Source organism: Streptomyces violaceus (genome assembly GCF_036014075.1).
Lineage (GTDB): Bacteria > Actinomycetota > Actinomycetes > Streptomycetales > Streptomycetaceae > Streptomyces > Streptomyces violaceus.
In genome coordinates, this window is sequence record NZ_CP107911.1 from 395600 (window position 1) to 414791 (window position 19192).

The 19192-nt window shown below is 71.7% G+C and carries 18 protein-coding genes and 1 pseudogene; 10 read left to right on the top strand and 9 right to left on the bottom strand.

Translation table 11 applies throughout. The features are described from left to right. Positions 1 to 85 precede the first annotated feature (85 nt). Positions 86 to 850, bottom strand: a complete 765-nt coding sequence (locus OG542_RS01815) for a cobalt-precorrin-6A reductase (RefSeq protein ID WP_328407569.1) — start codon at positions 848 to 850, stop codon at positions 86 to 88. 18 nt (positions 851 to 868) lie between these two features. Here OG542_RS01815 and OG542_RS01820 point away from each other — a divergent pair, with 18 nt between their 5' ends. Continuing rightward, on the top strand, positions 869 to 1987 hold the full coding sequence (locus OG542_RS01820) for a cobalt-precorrin-5B (C(1))-methyltransferase (RefSeq protein WP_328407571.1): 1119 nt from the start codon (positions 869 to 871) through the stop codon (positions 1985 to 1987). A 34-nt stretch (positions 1988 to 2021) separates the two neighbouring features. Here OG542_RS01820 and cobM read toward each other — a convergent pair whose 3' ends face one another. The 5 genes and pseudogenes from cobM to OG542_RS01845 form a co-directional block, all read right to left on the bottom strand. After that, positions 2022 to 2771, bottom strand: a complete 750-nt coding sequence (gene cobM, locus OG542_RS01825) for a precorrin-4 C(11)-methyltransferase (RefSeq protein WP_311129460.1) — start codon at positions 2769 to 2771, stop codon at positions 2022 to 2024. Next, positions 2768 to 4039 (bottom strand): precorrin-6y C5,15-methyltransferase (decarboxylating) subunit CbiE, encoded by a 1272-nt coding sequence (cbiE, locus tag OG542_RS01830; RefSeq protein ID WP_328407573.1) that lies wholly within the window; start codon positions 4037 to 4039, stop codon positions 2768 to 2770. Before cbiE ends, cobM begins: the two co-directional genes overlap by 4 nt. 165 nt (positions 4040 to 4204) lie before the next feature. Next, positions 4205 to 4357 carry an NAD(P)-binding domain-containing protein gene (locus OG542_RS01835; protein ID WP_328407575.1) on the bottom strand — a complete coding sequence of 51 codons (153 nt, stop codon included), beginning with the start codon at positions 4355 to 4357 and terminating at the stop codon, positions 4205 to 4207. Beyond that, on the bottom strand, positions 4354 to 5418 hold the full coding sequence (locus tag OG542_RS01840) for an enoyl-CoA hydratase/isomerase family protein (RefSeq protein WP_328407577.1): 1065 nt from the start codon (positions 5416 to 5418) through the stop codon (positions 4354 to 4356). Before OG542_RS01840 ends, OG542_RS01835 begins: the two co-directional genes overlap by 4 nt. Beyond that, positions 5415 to 5584: pseudogene (locus OG542_RS01845) on the bottom strand (acyl-CoA dehydrogenase family protein); the annotation flags it as partial. The pseudogene OG542_RS01845 and the gene OG542_RS01840, both read right to left, overlap by 4 nt. A gap of 138 nt (positions 5585 to 5722) precedes the next feature. Here OG542_RS01845 and ltnD point away from each other — a divergent pair. From ltnD to OG542_RS01880, 7 genes are read left to right on the top strand one after another with little or no spacing between them, the layout of a single operon-like run. Then, complete coding sequence (gene ltnD / locus OG542_RS01850; RefSeq protein WP_328407579.1) at positions 5723 to 6640, top strand: L-threonate dehydrogenase; 918 nt, start codon at positions 5723 to 5725, stop codon at positions 6638 to 6640. A gap of 1 nt (position 6641) precedes the next feature. After that, positions 6642 to 7922 (top strand): 3-oxo-tetronate kinase, encoded by a 1281-nt coding sequence (otnK, locus tag OG542_RS01855; protein WP_328407581.1) that lies wholly within the window; start codon positions 6642 to 6644, stop codon positions 7920 to 7922. Then, positions 7919 to 8617 carry a class II aldolase/adducin family protein gene (locus OG542_RS01860; protein WP_328407584.1) on the top strand — a complete coding sequence of 233 codons (699 nt, stop codon included), beginning with the start codon at positions 7919 to 7921 and terminating at the stop codon, positions 8615 to 8617. The genes otnK and OG542_RS01860 overlap by 4 nt, the downstream gene beginning before the upstream one ends. Before the next feature lie 50 nt (positions 8618 to 8667). Continuing rightward, on the top strand, positions 8668 to 9975 hold the full coding sequence (locus OG542_RS01865; protein ID WP_193482734.1) for an MFS transporter: 1308 nt from the start codon (positions 8668 to 8670) through the stop codon (positions 9973 to 9975). Between the two features lie 33 nt (positions 9976 to 10008). Beyond that, positions 10009 to 10812 carry a 2-oxo-tetronate isomerase gene (otnI, locus tag OG542_RS01870; protein WP_328407587.1) on the top strand — a complete coding sequence of 268 codons (804 nt, stop codon included), beginning with the start codon at positions 10009 to 10011 and terminating at the stop codon, positions 10810 to 10812. Then, the gene (denD, locus tag OG542_RS01875; protein ID WP_328407589.1) at positions 10809 to 11822 is read left to right on the top strand and encodes a D-erythronate dehydrogenase; all 1014 of its coding nucleotides are present in this window, start codon (positions 10809 to 10811) and stop codon (positions 11820 to 11822) included. Before otnI ends, denD begins: the two co-directional genes overlap by 4 nt. Positions 11823 to 11865: 43 nt before the next feature. Then, on the top strand, positions 11866 to 12612 hold the full coding sequence (locus OG542_RS01880) for a FadR/GntR family transcriptional regulator (protein WP_328407591.1): 747 nt from the start codon (positions 11866 to 11868) through the stop codon (positions 12610 to 12612). Between the two features lie 44 nt (positions 12613 to 12656). Here the strand turns inward: OG542_RS01880 and OG542_RS01885 are convergent, their stop codons facing one another. Continuing rightward, a complete protein-coding gene (locus OG542_RS01885) occupies positions 12657 to 13838 on the bottom strand; it encodes a CaiB/BaiF CoA transferase family protein (RefSeq protein ID WP_328417711.1) in 1182 nt (393 codons plus the stop codon). 197 nt (positions 13839 to 14035) lie between these two features. On the opposite strand from OG542_RS01885, the gene OG542_RS01890 reads away from it, so the two are divergent. Then, positions 14036 to 14998 carry an LLM class flavin-dependent oxidoreductase gene (locus OG542_RS01890; protein WP_328407593.1) on the top strand — a complete coding sequence of 321 codons (963 nt, stop codon included), beginning with the start codon at positions 14036 to 14038 and terminating at the stop codon, positions 14996 to 14998. 37 nt (positions 14999 to 15035) lie between these two features. Continuing rightward, a complete protein-coding gene (locus OG542_RS01895; protein WP_328407595.1) occupies positions 15036 to 16250 on the top strand; it encodes an MFS transporter in 1215 nt (404 codons plus the stop codon). A gap of 36 nt (positions 16251 to 16286) precedes the next feature. Here OG542_RS01895 and OG542_RS01900 read toward each other — a convergent pair whose 3' ends face one another. Together OG542_RS01900 and OG542_RS01905 are read right to left on the bottom strand one after the other, a co-directional pair. Next, entirely contained in the window at positions 16287 to 18176 is a 1890-nt protein-coding gene (locus tag OG542_RS01900; RefSeq protein ID WP_328407597.1) for an ABC transporter ATP-binding protein, read from the bottom strand. Positions 18177 to 18431: 255 nt separating this feature from the next. Next, positions 18432 to 19178, bottom strand: coding sequence for a TSUP family transporter (locus OG542_RS01905; protein WP_408057847.1), 747 nt, complete (start codon positions 19176 to 19178; stop codon positions 18432 to 18434). Between the last annotated feature and the right edge of the window lie 14 nt (positions 19179 to 19192).

Here is a 19192-nt window from a genome sequence, read left to right on the forward strand (position 1 = left end):
CTCACGATCCGGCCGGCCTTCCACACCAGCAGGGCCACCGCCCGGTGGCGACACAAGTCAGGTGTGGCAAAGCCCGTGCCGGGTTTCAGCCGGCTGTCGGGGCAGCGCGCCGGTGCGGACGTTCCCTGATCCATCGGGCCGCCTCTTCCGGACCGGCCACGGCGGGCACGTGTTCGGGAACCGGCGGCCGGCGGACCACGACCACGGGCACTCCCGCCTCCCGCGCGGCCGTGAGTTTCGGCGCGGTGGCGGCTCCGCCGCTGTCCTTGGTCACCAGGACGTCGATGCGATGGCGGTGCAGGAGTTCGCGTTCTCCGTCGAGGGTGAAGGGACCGCGGTCGAGGAGCACCTCCATGCGGGCGGGGTGCGGGGCCTCGGGCGCGTCCACGGAGCGTACGAGGAACCACAAGGCGTCCAGACCGGCGAAGGCGGCCAGGCCCATGCGTCCGGTGGTGAGGAACACCCGGCTGCCGAGGGCGGGCAGCAGCCCCGCGGCCTCCTCCAGGGAGCCGGCCTCGTGCCAGTCGTCGCCCGCGACCGGGACCCAGCCGGGGCGCCGCACCGCGAGCAGGGGAACATGGGCGGTGGCCGCGGCACGTGCCGCGTGGAAACTGATCGTCCCGGCGAAAGGGTGGGTGGCGTCGATGAGTGCGTTCACCCGATGCTCACTCAGCCACGCGGTCAGCCCCTCCACGCCGCCGAAGCCGCCGATCCGGACCTCGCCCGGAGGCAGCCGGGGGCCGGCCACCCGCCCGGCGAGGGAGTTGGTCACGGTCAGGCCGGGTGTGTCGTGGAGCAGTTCGGCAAGACGGCGGGCTTCCGTGGTCCCGCCCAGTATCAATACGTGCATGGAAGTCCAGGTCCGTTCATGAGCAGCGAAGTGAAGGGTGGCCGCAGGGCCCAGCTGGAGCACACCGGCCTGCGGCACGGGTGGACCACCGGCGCCTGTGCGACGGCGGCCACGACGGCCGCGTACACGGCACTGCTGACCGGGGAGTACCCCGACCCGGTGACGATCACCCTGCCCAAGGGGCAGACACCGTCGTTCGCGCTGGCGGCCGAGGAACTGGGCGACGGATACGCGATGGCGGCCGTCGTCAAGGACGCGGGCGACGACCCGGATGTCACGCACGGCGCGCTGATCCGGGCCACGGTACGGCGGCTGCCCGCCGGGGCCGGGGTGGTCTTCAGGGCGGGGCCCGGGGTCGGGACGATCACCCGCGCCGGTCTGCCGCTGCCCGTCGGCGAGCCTGCCGTGAACCCCGTCCCCCGCCGGATGATGCGCGACCACGTCGCCGAGGTCGCGGCCCGGCACGGTGGCACCGGCGACGTCGAGATCACCGTCTCCGTCGACCACGGCGAGGAGATGGCCCGCTCCACCTGGAACCCGCGGCTGGGCATCCTGGGCGGCCTGTCCATCCTCGGCACCACCGGGATCGTGGTGCCGTACTCCTGTTCGGCGTGGATCGACTCCATCCGCCGGGGTGTGGACGTGGCCCGGGCCGCGGGCCGTACGCATGTCGCCGGGTGCACCGGTTCGACGTCGGAGAAGACGGTCGTCGCCGAGTACGGGCTGCCCGAGGACGCCCTGCTCGACATGGGCGACTTCGCGGGAGCCGTGCTCAAGTACATCCGCCGCCACCCCGTCGACCGGCTGACGATCTGCGGTGGCTTCGCCAAGCTGTCCAAGCTCGCCGCCGGCCATCTCGATCTGCACTCCGCCCGCTCCCAGGTCGACAAGGGCTTCCTCGCCGAACTGGCCCGGCAGGGCGGCGCGGACGAGGCGCTGCGGGCCGAGGTGGCCGAGGCCAACACCGGGCTGGCGGCCCTGCAGTCGTGCATGGCGGCCGGTGTGCCGCTCGGTGATCTGGTCGCCAGGACGGCTCGCGACGAGGCACTGGCCGTGCTGCGCGGTGCTCCGGTCACGGTCGACGTGATCTGCGTCGACCGGGCGGGCACGGTGGTGGGGCGCAGCTCGGTGGCCTGAGGTCCCGGGCCCCGGCAGAGCCTTGCCGAGCCGCTCAGCACACGTGACGCTCCCGCTCCGCCGAGTAGAGGTGGCTGTCCCGGAACCCCTCCGCCCCCAGTGTCCGCCCGACCATGATCACGGCGGTGCGCAGCACACCGGCCTCCTTCGTCTTCCCGGCGATCTCGTCGAGGGTGCCGCGAATGATCACCTCGTCCGGGCGGGAGGCGTAGGCGACGACCGCGGCCGGGCAGTCGGCGCCGTAGTGCGGGAGGAGTTCGCCGACCACGCGGTCCACGTAGCCGGCTGCCAGGTGCAGCACGATCAGTGCGCCGCTGCGGCCGAGGGTGGCCAGGTCCTCCCCTTCGGGCATGGCGGTGGCACGCTTGGCGACGCGGGTCAGGATCACGGTCTGGCCGACGGTCGGCACGGTCAGCTCCCGTTTCAGGGACGCCGCCGCGGCGGCGAAGGCCGGGACTCCCGGGACCACTTCGTAGGGCACTTGGGCCGCGTCCAGCCGTCGCATCTGCTCGGCGACCGCGCTGAACACGGACGGGTCCCCGGAGTGCAGCCGCGCCACGTCGTGCCCCTCCTCGTGGGCGCGGACCAGTTCGGCGGTGATTTCGTCGAGGGTGAGCTGCGCGGTGTCCACCAGCCGGGCGTCCGGCGGACATTCGGCCAGCAGCTCGCGCGGGACCAGGCTGCCCGCGTACAGGCAGACCCGGCAGGCCGCGAGGGTGCGGGCGCCGCGCACGGTGATCAGATCGGCGGCACCGGGTCCGGCGCCGATGAAGTAGACGGTCATCTGTTGGCTCCCGAAGGGGTGTCGAGGGTCTTCTGTGCGGCCCACTGGGTCACGGGCATCGCCTGCCGCCACCCGGTGAAGCCGCCCACGGGCACGGCGTGCGCCACCGCGAGCCGCACCAGCTCGCCGCCGTGACGGCGGTGGGCGTCGGCGAGGAGCGCCTCGGACTCCAGTGTCACGGTGTTGGCGACCAGCCGCCCACCGGCCGGCAGGGCCTCCCAGCAGGCGTCGAGGAGGCCGGGCGTGGTGAGGCCGCCGCCGATGAACACGGCGTCGGGCGGGGGCAGTTCGGCCAGAGCCGCCGGCGCGGCGCCCGTGACGACCCGTAGGCCCGGCACGCCGAGGCAGTCGGCGTTGCGGGTGATGCGTGCGGCGCGCACCGGGTCCCGCTCGACGGTGACCGCGCGGCACGAGGGGTGGGTGCGCATCCACTCGACGGCGATCGAGCCCGAGCCGCCGCCGATGTCCCACAGCAGTTCCCCGGGGGCGGGGGCGAGCGTGCCGAGCGTGACAGCGCGGACGTGCCGCTTGGTGAGCTGCCCGTCGTGCTCGTAGGCGTCGTCCGGGAGGCCGGGCACCGCGCCGAGGCGCGGGGCGTCCGGGGCGCGGCGGCATGTGACGGCGACGATGTTGAGGGGGTCGCCGGGCGGCTGCGCGTCCGGCCAGTCGTCCGCGGTGGCCTCGGCGTTCGTGCGCTCCTGCGCGCCGCCGAGTTGTTCCAGGACCCGTATCCGGCTCGCTCCGAATCCCCGGTCCCGCAGCAGGGCGGCGACCTCGCCGGGCGTGTCGGCGCCCGCGCTGAGGACGAGGATCCGCCGGCCTTCGTGCAGGGCGGCGGCGAGACGGGCGGCGGGCCGGCCGACGAGCGTGACGACCTCGACGTCCTCCAGCGGCCAGCCGAGGCGGGCGGCGGCGTAGGAGACGGAGGAGGGGTGGGGCATGACGCGCAGGGCGCCCGCTTTCCCGACTTCCTCGGCGAGGGCGCGTCCGATGCCGTAGAACATGGGGTCCCCGCTGGCCAGTACCGCGATCCGGCGGCCGGCGTGTGCCGCGAGCAGGCCGGGGACCGCGGGGCGCAGGGGCGAGGGCCAGGCGATCCGCTCCCCGGCGCATCGCGGGGGCAGCAGGTCCAGCTGACGCGGGCCGCCGATCAGGACCTCGGCCTCGCTCAGCGCGGCACGCGAGGCGTCGGTCAGGCCGTCCCAGCCGTCGGCCCCGATCCCGACGACGGTCACGGCGGCGGTCGGTGCGGGACGTGCGGGGTTCACTGCGCGGTACCTCGGGATTCGGGGGCAGCTCTCGTGGGGCGACAAGGGCGCACTCTACTGGGCGCCGACCAGCACACCTTTGCTCGGGTGCACATCTCCCAGCTCCTCTTGCACGGCTTCCAGCAGGGGCGAGCGGGAGCATGGTGATGACGAGGTCGGCGTCCGCTACGGCGTCCGTGGCGGAGGCGGCCGCCTCCGGTCCTGGACCGGGGCGGCGGCGAGGTCGTAACCTCGCACCCGGGGTCCGGCCTTCACCAGGGCTGCGGCCATGGGGCCGCCCATGTTCCCGAGCCCGATGAACACGACGGTCGTGCTCACCAGGCCACCTCCTCGCCGCTGCCGGGTCCGGCGAGCCCGAGTTCGCGCTCGCCGAGGGGTGCGAAGAAGCGCTCCACGTCGGCATCGGTGACCTCTTCGAGAGTCGCCGGCGACCAGTGCGGATCGCGGTCCTTGTCGATGACCTGGGCGCGGATGCCCTCGACCAGGTCGGGCACGCTCAGGGCCGCGCAGGAGACCCGGTACTCCTGCTCCAGCACCCGCTCCAGCCGGCCGAGCAGGCGGGCGCGGCGCAGGGCGGTCAGGGTGACCTTGAGCGCGGTGGGCGACTTGGCCAGCAGGGTCTCGGCGGTCTCCTTGGCCGCCGGGTCGCCGTGTGCGAGCAGCCGCTGGACGATCTCCTCGACCGTGCCGGAAGCGAAGCAGGAGTCGATCCACTCCCGCCGCCCGGCCAGTTCCCCTTCCGGTGCGGGCTTCACATGCCGGTCCAGGGCCTCCCGTACGGGCGTGCTGGCGAGGTCGTCGACGAACCGCCCCAGCGCCTCGGACGGTACGTAGTGGTCGGCGAGCCCGGTCAGGAGCGCGTCCCCGGCGCCGATCTGAGCGCCCGTCAGCGCGAGGTGTGTGCCGAGTTCGCCCGGGGCGAGGGCGAGGAGGTAGGTGCCGCCGACGTCCGGGACGAAGCCGATGCCGGTCTCGGGCATGGCGATCCTCGACCGCTCGGTGACGATCCGGACGCTGCCGTGCGCGGAGACGCCGACGCCGCCGCCCATGACGATGCCGTCCATGACGGCGACGTAGGGCTTGGGGTAGCGGGCGATGCGGGCGTTGAGGTGGTACTCGTCGCGCCAGAACGCGGCCGAGGCGGTGCCGTCCCCGGCGCGGGCGTCGTCGTGGATGCCGCGGATGTCGCCGCCCGCGCACAGGCCGCGCTCCCCCGCACCGGTGATGACGACGGTCTCGACGGCCGGGTCCCGCTCCCAGTCGGTCAGGGCCTCGTCGATCCGGCGCACCATGGCGTGGGTGAGGGCGTTGAGGGCCTTGGGCCGGTCGAGGACGATGTGGGCGGCACGGCCCGTCGTACGGAACTGGACGTCGGTCATCCGAGTGCCTCCGTCAGGCCGCGGGCCACTATGACGCGCATGATCTCGTTGGTTCCTTCCAGGATCTGATGGACTCGTGGGTCACCGACGATCTTCTCGTTGCCGTAGTGGCTGAGGTAGCCGCCCCCTCCCCCCCGTGGACTTGGAGGGCGCTGTCGGCCACCGATGGGCGAGGCCGCGGTCGGGAATGCGTGACGGACATCACACCGCCCATTTCACTGTCCTCAGGTCATCATATGACCTGATCTCCCGAAGGCCATTGACGCGACCGGCCTCCGGACGGCACAGCAACGCGAGGATGGGCATGAGCGACCAGAACGAGCCCGCGCGACCGCGGGTGGGCGTGGTGGGTCTAGGAGCCATGGGCCTCGGGATGGCCCGGAGCCTGCGGGCGGCGGGGTACGACGTGGGCGTTCACGACCTGCGGCCGGAGACGGCCGCGGACTTCGCCCGCGACGGCGGCACGGCGTTCGGTACCTGTGCCGAGCTGGCAGCCGCGGTGGACGTCCTGATCGGCGTGGTGGTGAACGCCGCGCAGGTCGAGGCCGTGCTGTTCGGTGCCGAGGGCGCCGCCGACCGGCTCCGCCCCGGCTCCGTCTTCGTCATGTGCTCCACGGTCGATCCCGGCTGGTCCGCCGCGCTCGAGGTCCGCCTGGCCGAGCGGGGGGTGCTCTACCTGGACGCGCCCATCTCCGGCGGCGCCGTGCGTGCGGCGGCCGGTGAACTCACCATGATGACGTCGGGCTCCGCCGAGGCGTACTCCCTCGCCGACCCGGTGCTCGAGGCCATGAGCAGCACCGTCTACCGCCTGGGCGGGCGCGCCGGGCTCGGCTCGAAGGTCAAGATCGTCAACCAGTTGCTCGCCGGCGTGCACATCGCCGCGGCGGCCGAGGCGATGGCCCTCGGTATCAAGGCGGGCGTTCCCGCCGAGGCGCTCTACGAGGTCATCACGCACAGCGCCGGCAACTCCTGGATGTTCGAGAACCGTATGGCCCATGTACTCGACGGTGACTACACGCCCCTCTCGGCCGTCGACATCTTCGTCAAGGATCTCGGGCTCGTGCTGGACGCCGCCCGGCCGGAACGGTTCCCGCTCCCCCTCGCCGCCACCGCCCACCAGATGTTCCTCCAGGCGTCGGCGTCCGGCCTGGGGGCCGAGGACGACAGCGCGGTCATCAAGATCTTCCCGGGGGTCGACCTGCCCGAGCCGGTGGAGGCCTGACATGGGAATCCGTCTCGGATGCATCGCCGACGACTTCACCGGCGCCACGGACCTCGCCAACAACCTGGTGCGCGCGGGCATGCGTGTGGTTCAGCTGATCGACACACCACCGGCCGGCGTCGAGCAGGCGATCGACGCGGACGCCGTGGTCATCGCCCTCAAGTCGCGGACCGTGCCGGCGGCCGACGCCGTCGAGGCATCACTGCGAGCACTGGCCTGGTTGGGGTCCATGGGTGCCGAGCAGATCTACTTCAAGTACTGCTCCACCTTCGACTCGACGCCGGCCGGCAACATCGGGCCGGTGACCGAGGCGCTGATGGACGCTCTGGGCACCGACTTCACGGTCGCGACGCCGGCGTTCCCCGACAACGGGCGCACGATCTTCAAGGGGCATCTCTTCGTCGGCGACGTGCTGCTCAGCGACAGCGGCATGCGCCACCACCCGCTCACCCCGATGACCGACTCCGATCTGGTCTCCGTCCTCGGCGCACAGACCACGCGAGAGGTCGGCCTCGTCGACCACACGGTCGTCGCCGACGGCGTCGAGGCGATCCGGGCCCGCGTCGACGCCCTGCGGGAGGGCGGCTTCGGGATCGCCATCGTCGACGCCGTCTCCAACGACGACCTCGTGCGCCTGGGCGCGGCGGTCCAGGGGTTCCCGCTGGTGACCGCCGGCTCGGGGCTGGCGATCGGCCTGCCCGCGAACTGGGGTTTCAAGCCGTCCCGCGCCGCCGCGCAGCTGCCGCCCCCGGCCGGCCACCGGGCCATCGTCTCGGGTTCGGTCTCCGTGGCCACCAACCGTCAGGTCCTTGAGTACCTGCGCACCGGCCGACCCGCGTTCAGCGTGGATCCGCTGCGCGTGGCGGCCGGCGAGGACGTGATCGGGCAGACCCTGGCCTTCGCCGGGTCGCACCTGGACGACGGGCCCGTCCTCGTCTACTCCACGGAGTCGGCCGACACCGTCCGGACCGTCCAGGGCCGGCTCGGTGCCGCCGAGGCCGGTGAGCTCGTGGAGCGGACGCTGGCCCGCATCGCGCAGGGGCTCGTGGACCGTGGCGTGCGCCGGCTGGTCGTCGCGGGAGGTGAGACCTCGGGGGCGGTCGTCCAGGCGCTCGGTGTCACCGGACTCCGGATCGGGCCGCAGATCGACCCCGGTGTGCCCTGGTGCGCGGCGGCTCTTCCCGACGGAGACACGCTCCACATCGCGCTCAAGTCCGGCAACTTCGGCGGCCCCGACTTCTTCACCCGCTCTTTTGCGCTCCTGGACGAGGAGGCGGCATGAACCCGCAGCCGAGCACCGCCGCCGGGACAGCGCACGACGAGGCGGTCGACCAGGCCCGCGACGAGATCGTCCGCGTGGGCACGAGCCTGTTCGCCCGGGGCTACGTCCACGCCAGCGCGGGCAACATCAGTGCCAACGTCGGCGGCCACCATCTGATCACGCCCACCGACGCCGCCCTGGGGTTCCTCGAACCCGGTCGCCTGGCGCTCGTCGACCCCCGGGGTCAGCAGATCGCGGGCGACCGTGCCAGCAAGACCCTGACGCTCCATCGACGCATCTGTGCCGCCGACCCCACGGCCCGCTTCGTCGTCCACACCCACTCCACGCACCTGGTCGCGCTCACGCTGGCCGGTGTGTGGAGCGCCGCGGACGTGCTTCCGCCCCTCACGCCGTACTACGTGATGAAGGTCGGGCACGTCCCGCTCATCCCCTACCACCGGCCCGGCGACCCCCGCGTGGCCGACCTGGTGACCGCCCTGATCGCCGACCGCGCAGCGAGCCGAACGCCCATCAGGGCGGTGCTGCTGGACCGGCTGGGCCCCGTGGTCTGGGGCCCCGACGCGGCCACCGCTCTCGCCGTCCTCGAAGAACTCGAGGAGACGGCACGTCTCTGGCTCCTGACCGACCGTCGCCCCGAGCCGCTCCCCGATCACGCGCTCGATGAACTGAGGTCCACGTTCAACGCCGCGTGGTGACCCGCCCCTCCCTTGCCGGAGAATTCCCCTGAGCCGCCCGAAGGATCGCCATGTCCATGCCCATCTCGGCGTCCCAAGTCCCCGACGTCGCCCGTGAGAACGCCGTCTTCCGCAAGGTCGTACGACGTATCGTCCCCTTCCTCGTCCTCTGCTACGTCGTCTCCTACCTGGACCGGGTCAACGTCGGCTTCGCGAAGCTGCAGATGTCCGACGACCTCGGATTCAGCGAGGCGGCGTACGGCCTCGGCGCCGGCCTGTTCTTCATCGGCTACTTCCTCTTCGAGGTGCCGTCGAACCTGATGCTGCAGCGCGTCGGCGCCCGCACCTGGATCGCCCGGATCATGATCAGCTGGGGTCTGGTCTCGGCGTCGTTCGTGTTCGTCAGCAACGAGGCGACGTTCTACGTCCTCAGGTTCCTTCTCGGCGCCGCGGAGGCCGGGTTCTACCCGGGGGTGATCCTGTACTGCACGTACTGGTTCCCGTCGCAGCGTCGTGCGCGGGTGATCGCGATGTTCATGTCCGCGATCCCGGTGGCCGGCATCTTCGGCAACCCGCTCTCCGGCTGGATCATGGACCGGTTCCAGGGGGTGAAGGGCTGGCAGGGCTGGCAGTGGATGTTCCTGCTGGAGGCGATACCCGCCGTCCTCATCGGTGTGGCCACCCTGTTCTACCTCGACAACAGCGTGCGCGCCGCGAAGTGGCTCACCGACGAGGAGAAGGACGTCGTCGAACGGGCGATCGCCGAGGACGCCGCGCACCGGACCGTGCACGGCCGGGTCTGGGACGCCTTCCGCGAGCCGAAGGTGTGGCTGATGTGCCTCATCTACTTCTGTTTCGTGATGGGCCAGTACGCCCTGACCTTCTGGATGCCCACGTTCATCGAGTCCACCGGCATCGAGGGCAACCTGGCGATCGGGGCGCTCAGCGCCGTGCCGTTCCTGGCCGCACTCGTCACGATGAACGTGCTGGGACGTTCGGCGGACAAGCGCCGCGAGCGCCGCTGGCACCTGGTCGTCCCGAGCCTCATGGGCGCCGTCGGCTTCTCGCTGGCGGCCGGCTGGGCCGGGTCCACCGCGCTGTCCCTGGTCGCCCTGTCCGTCGCCGCGGCAGGGGTGCTGACCTGCGCTCCGCTGTTCTGGTCGCTCCCCACGGCGTTCCTCGGCGGCACCGCCGCCGCGGTCGGCCTCGCCGCGATCAACTCGGTGGGCAACCTGGCCGGCTTCGTCAGCCCCTACATGATCGGCGCGCTGAAGGACGCCACCGGCTCGACGTCGCTCCCCATGTACGTCCTGGCGCTCAGCCTCGTCGTCGGCGCCGCCGCGGTGCTCACCACCGACAAGAAGACCGTCAACCGCTGACCGGTCCCTCCCGGTCCCCTCACAGGAGCCAGCATGCCGAGGTTCGCAGCGAACCTGTCCATGATGTATCCCGAGCACGACTTCCTCGACCGCTTCGCCGCGGCCTCGGCGGACGGCTTCACCGCCGTCGAATACCTCCTCCCCTACGCCTACGACCGCACGGAGTTGCGGCAACGGCTCGACGACCACGGCCTCAGGCAGGTGCTCTTCAACGCACCTGCCGGGGCCTGGGAGTCCGGAGAACGCGGGATCGCGGCGCTGCCCGGCCGCGAGGCGGAACTCCGCTCCGGGATCGCCCGGGCTCTCGAGTACGCCGCCGCGCTGGACTGCCCGCGGTTGCACGTGATGGCCGGTCTCGTGCCACCGGACGTGACGCCGAAGGAACGGGCCGAGCACCGCGACACCTACCTGGCCAACCTGGAGTGGGCCGCGGAACGAGCCGCCGAGTCGGAGGTCGACATCCTGGTCGAGCCGATCAACGGGCGCGACATGCCGGGCTACTTCCTGTCGAGGCAGGCGGAGGCCCACGCGGTGGTCCGGGAGGTGGGCGCCCCCAATCTCAAGGTGCAACTCGACCTGTACCACTGCCAGATCGTCGAAGGCGATCTCACGACGACGCTGCGCCGCGACCTGCCGACCGGCCGGGTCGGTCATCTGCAGATCGCCGGCGTACCGGACCGCCGCGAACCGGACAGCGGCGAGCTCGACGTCCGGCATCTGTTCGGCGTCGTCGACGACCTGGGCTTCGACGGGTGGATCGGCTGCGAGTACATCCCCCGTGCCGGCACGAGCGAGGGCCTCGGCTGGCTGAACGACTACCGAGGAGACAGCGCATGAGGATCGTCATCACGGGCGGCTTCGGCTTTCTGGGACGCGAGATCACCGACACCCTGCTGAGGACTCGGACGCACGGTGGGTCGCCGATCGAGCAACTGGTGCTCACCGACCGTTTCGTTCCGCCCGGGGCGCCGCAGGCGGCCGACCCCCTGGTGGAGATCGTGCGGGGTGACTTGGCCGAGTGTCTCGACGAGGTGTTCGCGGAGCCGGTGGACGTGCTGATCCACCTCGCCGCCGCCGTCTCGGCCGAGTGCGAGGCCGACTTCGACCTCGGGATGAGCGCCAACCTGGACACCACCCGCGCCCTCCTCGAAGCCGCCCGGGCCCAGTCGGCAGCCGGCGGGCGGACACCGCGCCTGGTGTTCTCCAGCAGCGTGGCGGTCTACGGTTCCGACCCGGCACTGCCGCTCCCGCCGGTGGTCAGCGAGTCGACCCTGCCCACTCCCCGGTCGAGCTACGGGATCCAGAAGCTGGTCTGCGAGCAGCTGGTCGCGGACTACACGCGCCGTGGCTTCATCGACGGACGCGTCGCCCGGCTGATGACCGTGTCCGTGCGTCCCGGCAAGCCGAACGCCGCCGCGTCCGGATTCCTGTCAGGGATCGTCCGCGAGCCGCTCGCGGGCCTCCCGGCGACCTGCCCCGTACGCCCCGACCTGCGGGTGGCCCTGGCGTCACCACGGCGCACGGTCGAGGGGATCCTCCGCATCGCGGAAGCCGAGCGCGGCAGCGGGAGGGGCCGGCTCGACGGCGGACTGCCCGTCAACCTCCCCGCGCTCACGGTCTCGGTCGCCGAGATGCTGACCACGCTGCGGCGCGTGGCAGGCGACGCTGCGGCCGAGCTGGTGACCGTCGCGCCCGATCGTGAGGTCGAGGCCGTCGTGGGATCGTGGCCCTCCGTCTTCGACAACACGCGCGCCGCCGCGCTCGGGCTTGAGCCCGACCCGAGCTTCGAATCGGTGGTGCGGGCCTACATCGCCGACCACCCCGACGCGGTCCTGGTCAAGGCGTAGCGGAAAGCGGAACGGCGAGACCCGGGCCTATAGACTGAAAACCATGTTTTCTAAGGTGAGCGGTCCCGTCCGGCTCGCAGATCAGGTCGCCGCGACCCTCTCGGAGGAGATCGAGTCGGGGCGACTGGCCGAGGGCGACCGACTGCCGACAGAGGTCGAGCTGGTCAGGCAGTTGGGCGTCAGCCGCACGGTGGTGCGCGAGGCCCTGTCGCGGCTGCGCAACGCGGGCCTGATCGAACCGCGGCAGGGCATCGGCGTGTTCGTCCTGCCGCGGCGCACCCGCCCGCTCGACCTCGAGGCCGCCGACACCAAGGCGAAGGTGCTGCAGATCGTGGAGGTGCGCCGCGCCATGGAGGGCGAGGCGGCCCATCTCGCGGCCACCCGGGCCACGCCCCTCGACCTCGCACGAATGCGTCAGGCCCTGGACGCGATCGACGCGGCGGTCGGGTCCGGCGGCGACGGCGTGGACGAAGACCTCGCCTTCCACCGGTCCATCGCCGAGTCGACCGGGAACACGGTGATGGTCTCGACCCTGCGGTACCTGGGCGATGTGTCGCGCAGCGGTATTCGCGTCACGCGTGCGAACGAGGCACGCCGGAACGACTTCATCGAAGCGGTCCGGGCAGAGCACCACGCCATCCTCGCCGCGATCGAGGCGCGCGACGCCGAGGCGGCACGCATGGCCGCACGCCTCCACATGAATCACGCCGCCGCCCGCCTCCAGGACGCGGACGACCGGTTCTGGACCGATGCCGAGGACATCGAGGTGGATCTCGACGCCGCTCCCTGACGCGCCGGTACGACCTCCGCGGCCGGTCGGGGTGCCGGTCCGGGTCAGAAGGAGTCGCGGCCGGTGATGCCGCGGAGGATCTCCTCGGTGTGCTGTCCCAGCAGGGGCGGGGGCAGCAGGTACCGCGCGGGCGTCGCGCTGAGCGCGACGGGGTGTGCGACCTGACGGGAGGGCCTGTCCGGTTCGGTGCCGGCAGTCCCGGCCGGGAGGTCGATGACGCCGGGCAGCCCGAGCTCGTGGGCGAAAGTGAACGCCTCGTCCAGGTTGTTGACCGGGCCGGCCGGTACTCCGGCGGCCAGCAGGACCGCCGACCAGTGGTCCGCGCCGTCGGTGCTCAGCAGCCGGGTGAGGATCTCCGCCAGTTCGGTGCGGTGAGCGACCCGGTCGGCGTTGGTGCGGAATCGGTCGTCGAGAGCGAGACCGGGTTCGCCGACGACGTCGGCGAGGACCGCGAACTGCTTGTCGTTGCCCACCGCGAGGGCGAGCGGACGGTCCCCGGTCGGGAAAGTCTCGTACGGGGCGATGCTCGGGTGCGCGTTGCCCATGCGGCCCGGGACCACACCGGCGACGGCGAACGCCGAGGCCTGGTTGACCATGGCCGACAGCAGGGAGCTGAGCAGGTTCACCTCCACGAGCTGCCCCTCGCCGGTGGCGTCCCGGTGCCGGAGCGCGGCGAGGACGCCGAGTGAGGCGTGCAGCCCGGTGATCACGTCCACGAGGGCCACACCTGCCTTCACCGGCTCCCCGTGGGCCTCCCCGGTCACGCTCATCAGGCCTCCGGCGGCTTGCACGAGCAGGTCGTATCCGGGGATCGCGGCGCCCGCACCGCTGCCGAAGCCACTGATCGAGCAGTAGATCAGCTCCGGGTGCCGCGCACGCAGTTCCTCGTGGCCGAGGCCCAGCCGCTCCATCGTGCCGGGCCGGAAGTTCTCCACGACCACGTCGCACTCGGCGACCAGGGCCCGCGCCTGTTCGCGGCCGGCCTCCGTGGCCAGGTCCAGGACGGCCGACCGCTTGTTCCGGTTCACGCTCAGGTAATAGGTCGACGTACCTTCGTGGTCCGCCGGAGGCCGCCAGGCTCGGGTGTCGTCCCCGACGCCCGGCCGCTCGATCTTGACCACGTCGGCGCCCAGGTCGGCGAGGAGCATGGTGGCGTAGGGTCCCGCGAGAACACGGGAGAAGTCGGCGATGCGCAGGCCGCCCAGCGCGCCCCGTCCGTCCGGCATGTTGTCCTGGGTGCTCACGCACCCTCCTCTCTGATCGTCCGGCCTGGGCGCCGCGGACCACCGGCTCGACCTCACCGCCGTCGGGCTGGGAACTCGCGCACCCGGTGTATCACTCAATGAGTACGATCGGACACCCGGCATGTCCCTGGTCGGCCGCTGGACGATGACGACGTGAACCTGCGGAGGATGAGATCACCATGGCGAAACGGGACGGCGCGATCGGCGCCCTCTTGCCGCGCGACATTCCTGCGCGGGACATCATCACCTTCGCCCGACGGGCGGAGGCGCACGGCTTCGACGAGCTGTGGGTGGTGGAGGACCTCGGCTACCGGGGTGGGCTGGTGCAGGCGGCCACCGTCCTCGCCGCCACGACGCGGATCCGCGTCGGCGTCGGACTGCTGCCGGCCGCCGCCCGCAATGTCGCCTTCGCCGCGATGGAGATCGCGAGTCTGGTCCAACTGCATCCCGATCGCGTGGACATCGCCGTCGGCCACGGCATGCCCTCGTGGATGCGCAGCGTCGGAGCGTGGCCGAAGAGCCCCCTCACGCTGCTGGGCGAGTACATCACCGTCCTGAAATCGGTACTGCGCGGCGAACCCGTGCACCACCACGGGCAGTACGTCCGCATCGACGGCGTGCACCTGCACGAGACCGCGACACCGGTCACGGCTCCCGTCGTCCTGGCCGGCGTGCGCGGCCCCAAGTCCCTGGCCGTGTCCGGTGACGTGGCCGACGGCACTGTCCTCGCGGAACCGGTCACACCGGCCTATGTACGAGAGGCCCTCAAGCACATCGCCCCGACCCGCCCGCACCGTCTGGTCGCCTACAACGTCGCGGCGATCGACGAGGACCCCGCCGTCGCGCTGACAGCGGTCCGCCCGGCCCTCGAAGTGGTGGGAGAGCCGGACTGGCGGCCCCACGTCGCCCCGCTTCCCTTCTACGACGAACTCGCCGCCCTGCGCTCGCGCTGCGACAGCCCGCAGGACTTCGCCCGCGCGCTGCCGGACGACTGGGTGGGGCAACTCGCCGTGGCGGGCACGCCGGGGCAGGCCAGGTCCAGGGTGACGGAGTTGTTCGACGCGGGCGTCACCAGCGCTGTCCTCACCCCGGTGGGCGACGACTACCTGGCGTCACTGGATTCGCTCGCGGCGATCCTGTGAGCAGTCCACCGACCCACGTGAAAGAGCAAGTTTCTTGATGGACCCGGCCACCCGCCGCCGCCGAGCGGCGCTGTTCCTCTTCTTCCTCATACCCGGCCTGTCGATCTCCTCGTGGGTGACCAGGACGCCCGACATCCGAGACCAACTCGACGTCTCGACGGCGCAGATGGGCATCGTCCTGTTCGGGCTGTCCATCGGCTCGATGATCGGCATTCTCAGTTCCGGAACACTCGTGGCCAGGTTCGGCACCCGGCCCGTCATGGGCGTCGCTACGCTGTTGGTCATTCTGAGCATGGCGGTCATAGGCGGCGGGACGATGCTCTCCTCAGCCCCCGCGACCACCGCCGGACTGTTCCTCTTCGGGGCCGGTATGGGCGGTGGAGAGGTGGCGATCAACATCGACGGCGCCGACGTCGAGCGGATCACGGGGCGGACGGTACTGCCCACGCTCCATGGGTTCTTCAGCCTGGGCACAGTCGTGGGGGCCGCGTTCGGCATCCTGTGCACCGCTGTCTCCTGGCCGGTGCAGTGGCACCTGACCGCCATGGCCGCCGTCACAGCGGCCATGTTCGCCTACGCCTTCCGGGCCATCCCCCACGCGGTGGGCAAGACCCGGGACGACGGCTCGCGGCCTGACGCCGGCGCCGCGCCGGCCGAGGTGCGGGTCTGGAAGGACCCGCGGCTGCTGCTGATCGGCGGCGTCATCCTGGCCATGGCCCTGGCCGAGGGCTCCGCCAACGACTGGCTGCCCTTGCTGATGGTCGACGGCCACGGCGTGGACCCCGCCCTGGGGTCAGCCGTCTACACGGGCTTCGCCGCCGCGATGACCATCGGCCGTTTCGCCGGCGGGTTCTTCATCGACCGCCTCGGCCGCGCCCCCGTCGTCCGAGCCAGCGCCATCTGCGCGTCCCTCGGCATCGCCGCCGTCGTCTTCGCCGACTCGGCCGTCCTCGCGGGGGCCGCCGTTCTCCTCTGGGGCCTGGGAGCCTCGCTCGGCTTCCCGGTCACCCTCTCGGCGGCCGGTGACTCCGGGCCCGACTCGGCCGCGCGTGTCAGCCTTGTGGCGATGATCGGCTACGTCGCGTTCCTCGTCGGGCCCCCGTGTCTCGGCTTTCTCGGCGAGCACTACGGGCTTCGCGTCGCCATGATCGTCGTCCTCGCCTTCACCGCCGTGGCGATCATCCTCGCTCCTGCCGTCGGCAAGCGCTCCGCCACGGCCTCACCGGCCACCGAGTCCGCGGCCCGGCCTTGAGGGCGTGAGGGCATGAGGGCATGAAGGCACAGCGCCTCACCGGTCCTGAGACAGCGAGACGAGTTCCGCGAAGAGTCCGCCGGCGTTCGCCAGGTCCTCGTACGTGCCCTGTTCGATGACACGGCCCTGGTCCATGACAAGGATGCGGTCGGCCAGCTTGGTGTTCTCGAGTTGGTGGGTGACGACGATCGTCATGCGCTCGGCGGCGACGCGCTTGATCTCCAGGAAGATGGCGTGCTCACCGCGGGCGTCCATCTGCGAGGTCGGTTCATCCAGGATCAGGAGCGGGGTCCGCCTGTAGAGCACACGGCCGCACGCGAGGCGCTGCCACTGCCCGCCGGACAACTCGGCACCGCCCCACAGTTCTTTGGCGAGGAGGGTGTCGAGTCGCTGGGGCAGTTTCTCGATCGCCTCGCGCATGCCTACGGCGTCGACGACATCCCAGACCGGTCCGTCGTCGTTCGTCCGTGGCTGGCCGAGGGTGATGTTCTCGCGGGCGCGCAGGGGCCAGCAGGCGAAGTTCTGGGGGACGAGCGCGGTGCGGTTCCACACGGCGTCGGGATCGGCCTGGGCGAGGTCGATGTCGTCCCACAGGACGCAGCCCTTGTCGGCCAGCAGGATGCCGGTGATGAGTTTGGTCAGGGTCGACTTGCCGGAGCCGTTCTCGCCGACGACGGCCAGGATCTCGCCGCGGCGCAGCGTGAGCGATACGCCCGCGACGGCGGGCTCCTCCTTGCCCGGGTACTGGAACACGACGTCGTCGAGGCGGATCTGATCCACGCGTTCCGGGATCTCCGATTCCCCGCGCCTGGGGGCGCGTTCCTGTGCCATGTCGAGGAAGGAGCGCATGTCGGCGAGGTAGAGCGAGGTGTGGAACAGGGCGGCGCCGTGGATGACGAACTGGGAGAGGGCGGCCAGTGTGGTCTGGACGGCGATCACCGCGGTGGCCGCGACGGGCAGGGCGATACGGCCGGTGGCGGCCAGCCAGGCGAGGGTGGACCAGGTGCACAGCAGGAAGATCCCGCCCAGGGCGCCGGCGCCCAGGGTGATGCGCAGCATGCGCGGCGCGGCGGTCAGGGTGCGCTGGTCGATCCGGTCGGACAGGGCGCGGTACCAGTAGGTGAGGTAGCCGGTCATGCCGTTGGCGCGGACCTCGTCGCCGAAGCGGGAGTAGGTGGCCCACCAGCGCATCATGGAGCGCACGTTGCGGTCGCCGAGGTTGAGGTAGTGGGTCTCGTAGTCGACGCGCGCGGACAGGACGGCTCCGGCACCGGCCGGGATAACGGCCAGCAGGAGCAGGGGAAGCAGCAGCGGGTGCAGTGTGGTGACCACGCCGCTCGCGGCGATGATGCGGATCAGGGCGGACATGAACCGCTGGGCGTCCTGCACCATCAGCCGGGTGCGGGTGACGCCGATCTCGGCTGCCTCCTGCCGGTCGGCGAAGCCGTCCTCGCCGTAGGCGCTCGACTCCACGCGGCACACGGCGGTCACGAGCGCGACGTCCGCCTCGGTCATCAACAGCGGGGTGATCCTCCCGTCGGCGTACGAGGACAGGGCACTGCTGATGCGACCGATGGCGGCGGCCGCCGTTACGACGATCAGGGCGGGCAGCGCTGCGTGCAGGCGTTCGGACACGGTGCCGGTGCCGAGGATGTGGGTCATCGCCTGTGCGGTGAAGGCCAGGACGACGGCGGCCGCGGTGCCGGTCAGCAACTGGCAGGCGAGGAGCAGAACGACGCTCGGCCTGTCGACGGCCCACGCCATCCGAGCGGTGTGTACGAGCACGGAGGGCAGCCGACGGCACATCGCGCCGAAACCGGCGTCTGCCAGCGGGTTCTTCCCGAACTTGCCCTCGAAGCTGATGGTGGCCGGCGGTGGAGGGGGTGGCGTCTTCGCGTTGTCGGTCGAGGTGTCAGTCACAGTCACCTGCATCTCTCCTCAGGGTCGATGCCGCGCCTGGGTGGCTCGGCGGTGCACGGCATAACGACCCGGCGCGGGAATCGAACGCGATCGATTCCAGACGCGTGCGGCCCCAGACACAGCAAGGGCTCGGACGTGTGAACGCCGTGTTGAGGCCGCCGTCGGGCGGCTCGGGTTGTCCGAAACACCGACGCCTGATACGCGAGTGACGGATGAGGTTCAAGGATTCCCGCTGCGTATCTGCGGGCTTCATGGCGCGGATCAGCGGAGCGTGTTGACCGCGTACAGGGCGCCGAGCGCCGTGGCCAAGGTGCCGAGGACGAGGCGGAGGAGAGGCTCGGGCAGGCGCGGCTGGAGGCGGGCTCCGAGGTAGCCGCCGAGGAGACCCCCGAGGCCGCAGGACAGGCCGAGGAACCAGTCGGGGGCGATGCTGCCGCTGTGGGCCAGGGACAGCAGCGCGTAGGTGGCGGCGCCGATCACCGAGGTGGCGAAGGTGGAGGCGAGCGCGGCCGGGGCGACCTTGGAGACGGGGACACCGCGCCCGACGAGGATGGGCCCGAGGATCGAGCCGCCGCCGATGCCGTAGACGCCGCCCACCACGCCGACCGCGAGGGCCAGGCTGGTGACCGTCCGGGGCGCGGGCTCGGGGCGCCGGATCTCCGGGGGTGCGGGGCGCAGGGTCCGGGCGATGAGCCAGATGCCGAGCGGCAGCATCAGCGCGGCGACCAGGAGGCGAAAGACACCCGGGCCCGGAAGGGCGAACACGCGGATGACCGCTCCGAGGACGACACCGGGCAGGGTGCCCAGGACCAAGCGGCGGACGAGTGGTCCCGCCAGGGCGCCGTCGCGTCGGTAGCGCAGCAGGGCGCCGGGGCCCGCCACCACGTTGTAGAGCAGGTTCGTGGGCGTGACAGCCGGGTTGGGCACGGCGAAGACGCTGAGCTGCACCGGGAGCAGGAACACCGCCCCGGAGACGCCGACCGGCGCGGTCACCGTGGCTATCAGCATCCCGACCGCGAGGC